The following is a 10,352-nucleotide window of genomic DNA, read 5'->3' on the forward strand; positions in this document are numbered from 1 at the left end:
CGCTGGAAACCAGAACGACTGGTGACCTTTCTGGAGGCGATCATCAGCCCTTTTTCAGCGTCAGGAGCAGTAAAAAATGAAGTTGTCATCTACTGAGACTGTAGTCCTGTCTCTTCTCCCGGAAGGCCTGCTGACGTAGCAGATGATGTAACTCGTCTCCTTCGCCTCCGAATCTATTTGTTGGTATTCCCAAAGGGATACTCAGGAGTAGCAAGCATCTAGGTATGAGCTGGAGAGCGAACGCCGAAACTCCGGGTAATCATAGGCGGCTTGCAAGAGGTACGGAGCAAAAGGGGTTGGTGCATGACGGACTCCTGGGGTGAACGAGTAGACAGGACATAGATCGGTGCCCTGGCTTGTGAGCGCGGTGGGGTCTTAGCGGACAAGGTCTTCGCCAAACGTGGTCAGCTCGGTGGGGCTCAGCGTTGACTCGTGAGCACCGGCGGCCTGATGTCGCACGAGCAGCTGCGCCCGGTCCCAGTGGTGCAGCGACTCGCGCACTTCCCAGGTTTCGCGTTCGGTATCGGCCTGATCTTTTCCGATCACGTCTCGCGTGACTTGGGCGAGTGGGGTTGAGGGGCGAAGGACCTGGTGGGCCTCGGTCAGGGAAGCGGGCGATCGGCGTCGGGCCATGTCGCCACCTCCCCGACGAGCGGACGAGACCTCGGGTGAACAACCGTGTGGAGTGAAGTCATGTGCGCTCGTGCTCTCCCGCGTCAGCGGGGAGGGACCACAGGTCACAGCGGCACCGTGGTCATGGGCGTAGAACAGGAGGACCATGATTCGTCAGCAGCTGCTCATGCCGTCCCCGGAAGATCTCGCGGACTTCCTCAACCGACACACGCGCTCGCGGGATTGCCTCGTGCAAGTCGCTGGTCTCGCAGAAGTGACCTACCAGGGGCGGGCCGCTAGTACAGCCGACGTGGGGACCTACCTCGTGGTGGTCAAGCAGGACGGCAGCTTGCAGATCCATCACCCGACGGGCATCAAGCCGATGAACTGGCAACCGAAAACGGACAGCATTACGGCGCGGGTGGACGAGGACGTCTGCATGCTTCTGGCCTCGCGGCGGAGTCCGGAGGAGTTGGTGCAGGTGGTGTTCCTGGAACCGCAGATGGCGCTCGCGTTGGAACTGGCGCAGGCGGGTGGCTTCGTGTTGCGAGGATCGGAAGCCGAGATGCAGCAGACGCTCGCCGAACATCCCGAGTTGATCGAACCGGGGTTGCGCGTCTTGAACCGGGAGCTGATGGTGGAGTCGGGCGGTATTGACCTTTACGCCCGAGATGCGCAGGGGCGGTATGTGGTGGTGGAACTCAAGCGGGGTCGCGCCACGCAGCACGCGGTGTCTCAGTTGGCGCGGTACGTGCGGTCGGTGGAAGGGAAACTCCCAGCGAAGGCAGTGGTGCGGGGCATCCTGGCGGCGCCCTCGATCACGACACCCGCCCGATTGGAATTGGAGAATCGGGGGCTCGAATTTCGGGAGGTGTCCGCGCTGCCCCAGGCGACGGCGGCAGCGGGTGGACCAGTGGCGCAGCCCTCGCTCTTCGACTGAACGACAGCAGGAGGGGGTGGCATGTTCACGATGCCACCCCCTCCTGCTGCACTGACTTCAGGCCTGGAGGCCAGCATGCCTCGGAAGCAAGGTCATCTCGAAGTCACCGCCGTCCACCTGAACCCCCACACGGTCGCCTGGCTGCACGTCCGCAGGTAAGCTCGCCAGACTCCACTCTTCTTCACTGGTATCCGGCAGCTGCACAGTCGCCATGTTCCCCCGAATGTTCAACACGATGATGACCTCCAGCGCCCGCTCGTTCATGCGTGCAGTATCTCAACTCGCGAGGGTGCCCAGTTGCCGGCTGGTCTGTTGCAGGATCTGCCACGCCAGACTGTTCGGGTTCAGGCCACCCGGATGCATCACGTACGGAATGCCCTTCGCGCGTGCGACTTCCCGCAGGGCACTGTGCGCGTGACCCATCCAGCGAATGGCAATAACAACCAGTGCGGTCTGCTCCGTGAGGCGGGCATGGGCGTGCGTGCCGTGCGCGTACTCGTCGGCTGCGATCCAATCCAGCTCCGCGAGTCCCAGGCTGGTCATGATCGCCTGGCGGTGAGCGGCATCGGGAACGCCGCCGATCAACACGATGTGGCGGCCCTGGAGAATGCCCCGCACTTCCTGCACGTGCGGCGGGTCGATGGGGATGGAGAGTGGCGCCGTCACGGTAGAGACTGGCGCCGCCAGAATGGGCTCGGGGGTCTGTGCATCCATCGCCTGTGGCGCGTCATGGAGCAATGCCTCGTGGGCCTCTGCCGCCTCTGCGACCAGGAGATCGGCATCCACCTGTTCGAGGATGTGCGCGATCCGTACCCGAAAGGCGACGAGCTCCCGCGGCGAAAAGCAACTTGCGCGCAATGGATGTTGCTCAGCACCCATCATCCGCTCGAAGGCGGCTTGCTGCGGGAGACGAAGACCCGCGAGCCGGACGGCACCGTCACGTTCGCTAGGATGAGCCGCATGGCTGCCCCGCTGACGGAACAGGATCTCTACGAGATCATCCGCAAGTAGGCCGAGCAGATTCGTCAACAGGCTGAGCAGATCGAACAGCTCCTCAAACGTATCGAGCAGTTGGAGCGTCAGCAACGCAAATACGCCGCCCCTCACAGCCGGGGAAGTCGGAAAGCCCACCCGAAGACTGCAGGTCGCCGTGCGGGTGAGGGGGTCTTCACGTACAAGCGTCCTCCTGCTCCCGAGCAGGAGGACCGTGTGATCGAGGTTCCGACGCCCAACACCTGCACCGCCTGCGGCTATACGGGCGAGTTGATCTTCACGCGCCACGACCGCGCCTGGATCAGCGATCTGCCCGCTCAGATCGTGCAGATCACGGCGTACCACGTGCCGGTGATGGCCTGCCCGCACTGCGGGCAGGCCGTGCGTGGCGCGCATCCCGACCTCCAGCCGGATCAACGCGGGGCCACCGCGCATCGTTGCGGCCCCCGACTGGCCGCCACCATCCAGGCGCTGCATCACGAGGTCGGTCTCCCACAGCGCCGCATTCCACGGGTGCTGAGCTTGACCACCGGTATTCGGGTGTCCCAGGGGGCCATCACCCAGGCCGCTCAGCGCCTGGCGCGTGACGGAAGCCCACTGGCGACGCATGTCGAGCATCTGGAACAGGAGCTGCGGGCAGCTCCTGACGTGCACCATGACGACACGGGGTGGCGAATGAACGCGACTCAGGCCTGGGTCAGCACCTTCCGCTCGGCCGAGATCGTGCTGTTCCGGGCGAATCTCCAGCACACCAACATCGAGCTGCGCGCGGTGCTCGGCAATGACTTCGGTGGCGTGCTGGTGTGCGACCGCTTCAAGGTGTACGACAGTCACACGCTGGCAGGGGTCGGGCAGCAAAAATGTCTGGCCCACGTCCTGCGCAACGCCCAGACGGCGAGTGAGCAGGCCCAGGGGAAGCGGGGACGGGGCCGGGAATATGGGCAGCGCCTGGCCGAGGTGTGCCGGGCGTTGATGGCGCTGCATGCCCACCACCGTCGTGGGGGATGCGACCGGGACGAATATCGACAGCAGGGTGAGGCACTCACCCTGCGCCTGGACCTGCTGCTCAACCGGCGGCCACTGAAGACCCCAGGGAACGAACGTCTACGACTGGGGTTGCTGGGGCAGCACCGGCAGGGCCGGTTGCTGCGGTTCCTGGTGGACCCGGATATCCCGCCGACGAACAACGCGGCGGAACGGAGCCTGCGGTCGGTCGTCATTGCGCGCAAGGTCTCACAGTGCAGCAAGAACGCCCTGGGAGCGCAGACGTACATGCGCATCAAGTCGACGGTGGAGACCGCGCGGTTACGCGGTCAGGACCCCGTTGATGTCCTGATCAGCCTGCGTCGCTAATCACGTACATCCGCTCGAAGGCGGCTTGCTGCGGGAGACGAAGACCCGCGTGCCGGCAACACGCCAGGAGATGCCCGGCCGCATCCCGAAGGCGTTCGCCCAACTCGTCAATCTGAAAGCTGTCGGCGAGATCCAACAGGGTGAGCACCTGTCGCAGGGCCAGAGCGACATTCTCATGGGGTGGGATCTGGATGTCGGGCTGCAACGCCTTCCACCCCCAGAGAGGATCGAGGCCGCTGAGTTGGGCGGCGACTTCGACGAGAGGTGGGAGACCCATGCCGGGGGCGCGGTGCATATCGGTCAGGGCACAGCAGCACCGGAGCATCAGTCGTACGTGCAGTTGCTCCCGCTGGAGGGGAGATAGGTCCTGGCGCCATTGATCCTCCAGCCGGTCCAGGGCTCGCCAGAGCAGGTGCTGTTGTGCGGCCTCCACAGGCGAGGCGTCCGTGAGCTGGTGGTAGTGCGTCTGTCGTAACAGGTTCAACGCTCGGTGAACGATGCGGGGTCGGTCCGGTCGCTCAATGAGGCTGCCGGGACGCAGGGCGGCGACGCGGACGCGGCCGAGCTCCTGATGCATCGCCTGGAGGTGCGCCCGGAGCGCCTGGGTATGAACGGCGGAAGTGCGCGCCTCGGTATGTCGGTCACGCGCGATAAGGAGACACCCACCCGCCATGTTCAGGAACACGTTGACGGGGTGATTGGTGTACCGGTCGCGGGCATTGAGGTGCAGGAGCAGCAGAGCGGCGTGCTGCTCCTCGCTGAGCGTGGCGTTCTCCAGCAGGGCATAGAGCGCCGCCTCGCGGGCTTGCCGCTCCGGTGCGAGGGTGGGGTCGGGGTGAAGGGCCGTGAGTGGCGGTGTCAGGGGATGGTCGGGGGAGAGGGTCGGCTGGTGGAGTTGGGGGAAGAGGACACTGCTCTGGAAGAGGGCCGGACGCGGATGGTCGAGGAGGGTAAAGCGCTGGAGCAGCAGGGTGGCCGTCTGATGGACCTCGTGGAGATGCAGGGGGGCGCCATTCGTCCGGTCACGCTGGAGGTCTTCGGCGAGTTCTTCGAAAACGCCTGGGAGGGAGACTTCGCTGGGGAGGAGTCGCTCGACGGTGCAGGCGAGATCCTGGACGAGGCCGAGGGTCTGAGGATCGGCGTCGTGTTGGAAGAGGAGGGTGACGCCGAGCAGGAGACTGTGGCCGGCGAGGAACAGAGTGTGGTGGTGCTGGAGAGAGGTGTAAGAGAGGAGGGAATCCTGGAGCGGCTGCCCATGGAGGAGGTGCGCTTCGAGGTCGCAGAGGTGAGTGGTGAGGGGCTGGAGGATGAGGTCCCAGGTGGCTTTGGGGGAACGGCCGAAGTGGGGGGCAGGGGGAACGGTGTGGGTCGTCATGCCTTCATGGTGTGGGCGGTTCTGGTTGGCCGAGCATGGGGCAAAAGAAAAAGAGGCCCGAAGGCCTCCTGAAGTGCGGGGGACGTTAGAGGGTGCCCTTGAGACTGACGGCGACTTTGAAGGCGACCTTCTTCCCAGCGGGGATCTGAATCTTCTCACTGGTTCCGGGGCGTACGCCGGTCCGGGCGGCGGTCTCTTTGACGCTGAGGGTGCCAAGGCCGGGGAGGCCGACGCTCTTGCCACTCTTGAGGGTATCGACCAGGACCTCGACCATCGCATCAAAGGCCTCGTTCGCCTGCTTACGGGAGAGGTTGGCGCGCTCGGCGATCTGCTCAGTGAGTTCGGCTTTGGCGAGCTTGCCCTTCTCAGCAGGACCGGCCGGGGTGGGCGTAGGGGCAGCGGCGGCCTTCTTCTCGGGGGCGGCCTTAGACTCCGGAGCAGCTTTCGTCTTGGAGGCGGCCTTCTTCGCGGGCTTGGTCATGGGGAACAGTGTGAGGGATAGAGCCGTCCAACGCTATTGGGATTCATTGGGGGCTCGCCTCTAAGGTCGAAGGTGTGAAGACTTGCTCGCGTTCCCAGATGTCATAGAGATGCTGGGCATGCTGTTGCATTCCCGTAAACGTGACGGGTTTCTGCCAGCAGCCGCAGACCTGGGGCGAGGTGATCTGCCCGAGCTGACGATCCACGGGGGTCAGGGAATACAGCAGGACGGGAATGTCCCGGAGCGTTGGGCGCTGGTGTAGGAGCTGGAGCCACGCCAGACCATCGACACCGGGCATATGGAGATCGAGGACCACGAGATCTGGTGCGCTTCCCGTGGCGGCCCGCGTCTCCAGCCAAGCCAACGCACCTGTGGCCTGGGCGTGCGTCGTCAACCTCACGTTCGGGTAGTCCTCAAAGGCAGCTGTGATGAGCAGAAGGTCGGCAACACTGTCGTCCACCACCAGCAGGTGAAGGGCAGCGAGCCTTGAGCCTGAGTCACGGGCCTCTCCAGAACCCAGGGGAATACGGGTCAGCGTGCACGTTCAGCTTCCCGGCTATACCGGAATCGGTTGCCCCGCCAGAAGCCGATGAAGGCCTCGATCTGCGCGAGGAACAACCCAAAATCTGGAGACTTGATGAGGTATGAACTGGCCTGCAACGTGTAGGCCGTCTCAATGTCTGTGGCTGCCTGAGAGGTCGTCAGCATGATGACGGGGATGTGGGTCAGTTCGGGGCTTTCTTTGATCTTGACGAGGACCTCGAATCCCGTCATGCCTGGCATGTTGATGTCGAGGAGCACCACATCGGGGAGATGACCGTGATGACGGTGCATATAGTCCAGGGCTTCTTGGCCACTATCGCAGAGCGTCAAGTCGACCTCGAACTTCTGTTCACTGAAGACTTCTTGGGCGAGGAATTGGTCTGTGGGGCTGTCATCGACGAGGAGAACGCGCAAGTGCGGCGTAGAATAAGTTTATCTCAGGTCAGATAAAGGGCGAGACATCACGTGAAGCGGACATCGGCAGAGCGCGATGGGTCAGGTCGTTGGAGGAAGAAGGAGGGAAGCTTTAATTTCCTGCGGCTGAAGGCGAACACGCTGCTTCACAGGCATGACGCCACACTGTGCAGCCACGGCTCGGACAAGGTCGGCCTGCGGCGGCCAGGGCGTGACCTGCGCGAGACAGGTCTTCATGCGTTGCAGCACGGGCAGGTCAAGCGGGACGGCGAGCTCGTCCTCCAGCGGCGACCAGTGTCCGGTCGCCGGGTCGTACTGCACGCGACTGCCGAAATGCAGCTCGAAGTGCACGCTCAGACCATGACCCGGCGGAGGTGGCGCCAGATCTCGTACCACGCCTCCTTATCTCTCGGACGCTTGCCGCGGAGTTCGATGCGCGAGAGGGTCTGGACCCAGTCAGGGGTCAGCCCAGCACCCAGGACTGGATCGGCAACGAGAGCGGCGAGACCGGTGGGGAGGCTGTCAGCTGTGGTGGTGGCGCCATAGCCGTCGACGCCGCTGAGGAGTTGCTGCACGGTGAGGTTGTACGCGCGGGCGAGCGCTTCGAGCGTCTGGAGGCTGGGTTGCGTGCGGCCGCGCTCCAGGTCACTCAGGTAAGGGACGCTGAGGTCGCAGTGGAGGGCGAGGTCCTTGAGGCGAAAGCCGGTGTCGGCGCGGAGGGTGCGGAAGCGTTCGTGCAGCTGCATTCTTACCCCAGAGCATTTCGTGTGCCGCCCTTCGGGAATGGGAACCGGATCACGCTCTCTGATGGACGAGGGTTGTCCTGCACGCAAACGGGGCAGCGTGCAACCAGAATCGCCCGTATGCTGATGGGTGATGAAATCCTTCCTACTGTTATCTGTGGGCCTGGGTGTGCTGGGCCTGAGTGCGTGCTCGAGCATTGAGAACCCGCCTCCGAACCCGATCCCCTCGACCCGTTCCTATGTCGCTCAACTGGCCGGGACCTGGAACACGAACTTCACCCTCGATACCGCCTTCACGGACCGGATTCAACTCTCCGAGATTCAAACCACTGAAAAGGATCCGAACGACTTCTACATCTGGGGCGCGAATAAGGCGGGGTATCTGGCCCTGGGTTGGTATGACCCGAAGACCAGTGAGTACGTCATCACCGTCAATACCAAAGAACTGACGCAGTTCTACGAGTTCTCGTCGATTGCTGCGGATGGTCGAGTGTCTGGGAACACCTGGTTCTCCAGCGAGCGCGGGTATTCGGACGATTACGCCTTTACGGGGCAGCGCACCCTGGGCACCGCGTCGGTGAACGCACCGCGCGCCCGTGCCGAGGCGGCGCAACTCTTCGAGAAACTGAAAGCCAGCCGCCGCTAGACGCCACAGAACAACGCGGCGGCCCAAAAATGCTTGGGCTGCCGCGTTCTTTTGCTGTCCTCAATTCTGGAAGAGGACATCCAGTCGGACATAGCCGCCGCGTTGGGCTTCGCGTTCGCTGAGGATCACGGTGGTCGGGAGGAAGGCGTAGCCGGCCGTCACGCCTAGCCCAGCGACCGGCACGACTGTCACCTCCAGACTGGTCGAGCTCCCGACGACTCCTGTGGGCCGCTGGCCGATGACGCGGGAGAGCCCCCCGATGCCGAGGCGCGGCGTGAGCCAATACGTGCCCCCAGCGTAGGCCTGCCAGGTCAAGGCCTGGAAGTCGGCCGACGTGCGCAGGCCCAGCCCGGCTCGGAGGTCGAAGCGTTGGAGGTGATAGGTCGCGTCCGTCGTCAGCGAGGCGAGACCTCCTGCTTGAGCGAGGGCGCCCACTTCGCTCGGTCGACAATTCCAAGGCTTCCCCAGCGCCCACTTCGTCCACGTCGGGCGTGAGCCAATACGTGCCCCCAGCGTAGGCCTGCCAGGTCAAGGCCTGGAAGTCGGCCGACGTGCGCAGGCCCAGCCCGGCTCGGAGGTCGAAGCGTTGGAGGTGATAGGTCGCGTCCGTCGTCAGCGAGGCGAGACCTCCTGCTTGAGCGAGGGCGCCCACTTCGTACCGTGCGGTGCTTAGAACCGCGACCGTCTGCCCACGGTAGGCCAGTCCTGCGGCGTACTTGTGACCCGCCTGTACCCCAAAAGCACTTTGCCCCGTGAGCGAGGCGGTCCAGGGTCCCTGGCCGTAGGTGAGGCTGCCCCGTACGCCGGCGGTGAGTCCTTCCTGCACGGTCGCGTCCAGGCCGAGGGTGGCCAGGAGACCGTCGTGGCGATACCGCGTTTCAACCCTTGCCTGAGTGGTGAGGGCAGGGAAGACGTAAGTCGTCGCTCGCAGGCCCACGCTCCAGTGGTTGCCGAGTGGCATTTCTGCCTGCACGCCGGCACGTACCCGCCCAGCTGCACCCGCCGCATTGGGCAGTTCATAGGTCACGTCGTACTGACTCACGCCAAAGCGCCCGGCCAGTCCGATGGCGCCCGCGTGCTGCACGTCCTGGCTGCCCCAACTCACGCGGTCCTCGATCTTGACGGCCAGATCGCGGCTTAGGGGAAGGGCTGCGCTCAGGGCGGTCTCGCTGGCCTGACCGGTCAGGCTCTGGGCATGGCGCAGCTTCACCGCGTAGGGGGCTGTGACGCCTGCTTCGACCATGGCGAAGACCTGGCCCTCCGTCGTTGCACCGATGCCCAGGCCTGCAGTCCAGCGGGGATTCGTCACGGTGCCGAGCAGTTCAGCGCYCAGGATGCCCGTGACGCTGGAATAGGCTGCACCCGCCTTGACGCCGAATGCTTCAGCAACGGACACAACGACATCGGCAGTCACTGTGGTCCCCGAGGTGCCCTTGAGGAGACCGTCGTACCCCTCGCTCTGGGTGACCGCGGCCACGGTCAGCACGCCGGTCTGCCCCAGCCGCTGCTTCAGGCCGATCTCGGCGCGGCCCCCACCACTCACCAGACCGAGCACCCGGACCTGTCGTCCTGGGCTGGTCAGCGTGCCCTTGACGCCGAAGGTGCCCCGACCGGTCTCCTGTGCGTAGGCGGCGACAACTTCGCCTCCATTCAGGGAGGTGCCCCAGGCGTGCCGCGCTCCAATACCCCAGGCGGCTGAGCGCTGGGCGGTATCTCCAGGCCGGCTGAAGGTCACAGTGAGTTGAGGGGCCTCCAGGTCTGGATCGGTGAAGCTCACGGGGCGGGTCAGGATCACGGTGCCCGTGTCGTAGACGATGGTGTAGTCCACGCCGCGCGTGAGCGTTCTCGTCCTGCTCAGCCCCTCGACCGTGGCGGTCAGCACGACGGTCTCGCTGCCAGGCGTCAGGCCTGCGCCCAGATCCACGATGCCGGTTAGTGGGTTGGCGGTGATCTTCTGGCTGCCCGCCTCGACGAGGGCGTGATAGCCGAACACCTGCACTGGACCAGCCTGCACCTTCACGGCCGCCCCATCACTGTTGTACTGCCGTTCGCCGAAGGGCTCAACGGCTGCTTTCAGGGCGTAGCGGGCGGAGAGGCCTGGGCGGCGGTACTCGGCCGCCACAGGGCCCCGTGCCGTGAGGTCGTTCTGGAGCAGGCTGGCGTCCCCTGTGATTAGGTTTCTTGGTGTCTGGACTTCTTCCAGGGGCTGCAGTCCAGCGCTGTCGGCATAGACCCGGAGTTGTCCCCCGAAA

At 64.4% G+C, this 10,352-nt stretch carries 12 protein-coding genes and 1 pseudogene; 3 read left to right on the forward strand and 10 right to left on the reverse strand.

The genetic code is table 11. The annotated features are described in order from the left end of the window. Positions 1–375: 375 nt before the first annotated feature. The gene (locus tag ASF71_RS23000; protein WP_082506092.1) at positions 376–633 is read right to left on the reverse strand and encodes a hypothetical protein; all 258 of its coding nucleotides are present in this window, start codon (positions 631–633) and stop codon (positions 376–378) included. A gap of 145 nt (positions 634–778) precedes the next feature. On the opposite strand from ASF71_RS23000, the gene nucS reads away from it, so the two are divergent. After that, on the forward strand, positions 779–1,552 hold the full coding sequence (nucS, locus tag ASF71_RS15300; protein ID WP_056301920.1) for an endonuclease NucS: 774 nt from the start codon (positions 779–781) through the stop codon (positions 1,550–1,552). A gap of 57 nt (positions 1,553–1,609) precedes the next feature. Here nucS and ASF71_RS15305 read toward each other — a convergent pair whose 3' ends face one another. Together ASF71_RS15305 and ASF71_RS25300 are read right to left on the reverse strand one after the other, a co-directional pair. Then, on the reverse strand, positions 1,610–1,816 hold the full coding sequence (locus ASF71_RS15305; protein ID WP_056301922.1) for a hypothetical protein: 207 nt from the start codon (positions 1,814–1,816) through the stop codon (positions 1,610–1,612). A gap of 12 nt (positions 1,817–1,828) precedes the next feature. Continuing rightward, positions 1,829–2,638 carry a hypothetical protein gene (locus ASF71_RS25300; protein ID WP_235514522.1) on the reverse strand — a complete coding sequence of 270 codons (810 nt, stop codon included), beginning with the start codon at positions 2,636–2,638 and terminating at the stop codon, positions 1,829–1,831. On the opposite strand from ASF71_RS25300, the gene ASF71_RS15320 reads away from it, so the two are divergent. Then, on the forward strand, positions 2,624–3,898 hold the full coding sequence (locus ASF71_RS15320; protein ID WP_255354754.1) for an IS66 family transposase: 1,275 nt from the start codon (positions 2,624–2,626) through the stop codon (positions 3,896–3,898). The two genes, ASF71_RS25300 and ASF71_RS15320, sit on opposite strands and share 15 nt — an antisense overlap. On the opposite strand, the gene ASF71_RS23005 is transcribed toward ASF71_RS15320, so the two are convergent. The 6 genes from ASF71_RS23005 to ASF71_RS15355 all read right to left on the reverse strand — a co-directional run bounded on the left by ASF71_RS23005 (position 3,882) and on the right by ASF71_RS15355 (position 7,457). Beyond that, positions 3,882–5,273: a hypothetical protein gene (locus ASF71_RS23005; RefSeq protein ID WP_200939727.1), complete on the reverse strand. Its 1,392-nt coding sequence runs from the start codon at positions 5,271–5,273 to the stop codon at positions 3,882–3,884. The genes ASF71_RS15320 and ASF71_RS23005 overlap by 17 nt on opposite strands. An 85-nt stretch (positions 5,274–5,358) precedes the next feature. After that, positions 5,359–5,754, reverse strand: a complete 396-nt coding sequence (locus tag ASF71_RS15335) for an HU family DNA-binding protein (protein WP_056301935.1) — start codon at positions 5,752–5,754, stop codon at positions 5,359–5,361. A 43-nt stretch (positions 5,755–5,797) separates the two neighbouring features. Further along, positions 5,798–6,214 (reverse strand): response regulator, encoded by a 417-nt coding sequence (locus ASF71_RS15340; RefSeq protein WP_162243125.1) that lies wholly within the window; start codon positions 6,212–6,214, stop codon positions 5,798–5,800. 71 nt (positions 6,215–6,285) lie between these two features. Beyond that, positions 6,286–6,711 (reverse strand): response regulator, encoded by a 426-nt coding sequence (locus tag ASF71_RS15345; protein ID WP_056301939.1) that lies wholly within the window; start codon positions 6,709–6,711, stop codon positions 6,286–6,288. A gap of 81 nt (positions 6,712–6,792) precedes the next feature. Beyond that, on the reverse strand, positions 6,793–7,062 hold the full coding sequence (locus ASF71_RS15350; protein ID WP_056301943.1) for a hypothetical protein: 270 nt from the start codon (positions 7,060–7,062) through the stop codon (positions 6,793–6,795). Between the two features lie 2 nt (positions 7,063–7,064). Continuing rightward, positions 7,065–7,457, reverse strand: coding sequence for a helix-turn-helix domain-containing protein (locus ASF71_RS15355; protein ID WP_056301945.1), 393 nt, complete (start codon positions 7,455–7,457; stop codon positions 7,065–7,067). 130 nt (positions 7,458–7,587) lie between these two features. Here ASF71_RS15355 and ASF71_RS15360 point away from each other — a divergent pair, with 130 nt between their 5' ends. Next, the gene (locus tag ASF71_RS15360; RefSeq protein ID WP_082506091.1) at positions 7,588–8,100 is read left to right on the forward strand and encodes a hypothetical protein; all 513 of its coding nucleotides are present in this window, start codon (positions 7,588–7,590) and stop codon (positions 8,098–8,100) included. Here the strand turns inward: ASF71_RS15360 and ASF71_RS24555 are convergent. Then, a pseudogene (locus ASF71_RS24555) lies at positions 8,000–10,352 on the reverse strand (hypothetical protein); the annotation flags it as partial. The gene ASF71_RS15360 and the pseudogene ASF71_RS24555 overlap by 101 nt on opposite strands.

Source organism: Deinococcus sp. Leaf326 (assembly GCF_001424185.1).
Classification (GTDB): Bacteria; Deinococcota; Deinococci; order Deinococcales; family Deinococcaceae; genus Deinococcus.

Excerpts from the sequence above, each read along its gene's own strand:
- ASF71_RS15305 (WP_056301922.1), bottom strand. The coding sequence starts at position 1,816 with ATGAACGAGCGGGCGCTGGAGGTCATCATCGTGTTGAACATTCGGGGG.
- ASF71_RS23000 (WP_082506092.1), bottom strand. The coding sequence starts at position 633 with ATGGCCCGACGCCGATCGCCCGCTTCCCTGACCGAGGCCCACCAGGTC.
- ASF71_RS15335 (WP_056301935.1), bottom strand. The coding sequence starts at position 5,754 with ATGACCAAGCCCGCGAAGAAGGCCGCCTCCAAGACGAAAGCTGCTCCG.
- ASF71_RS23005 (WP_200939727.1), bottom strand. The coding sequence starts at position 5,273 with ATGACGACCCACACCGTTCCCCCTGCCCCCCACTTCGGCCGTTCCCCC.
- ASF71_RS15360 (WP_082506091.1), top strand. The coding sequence starts at position 7,588 with ATGAAATCCTTCCTACTGTTATCTGTGGGCCTGGGTGTGCTGGGCCTG.
- ASF71_RS15355 (WP_056301945.1), bottom strand. The coding sequence starts at position 7,457 with ATGCAGCTGCACGAACGCTTCCGCACCCTCCGCGCCGACACCGGCTTT.
- nucS (WP_056301920.1), top strand. The coding sequence starts at position 779 with ATGATTCGTCAGCAGCTGCTCATGCCGTCCCCGGAAGATCTCGCGGAC.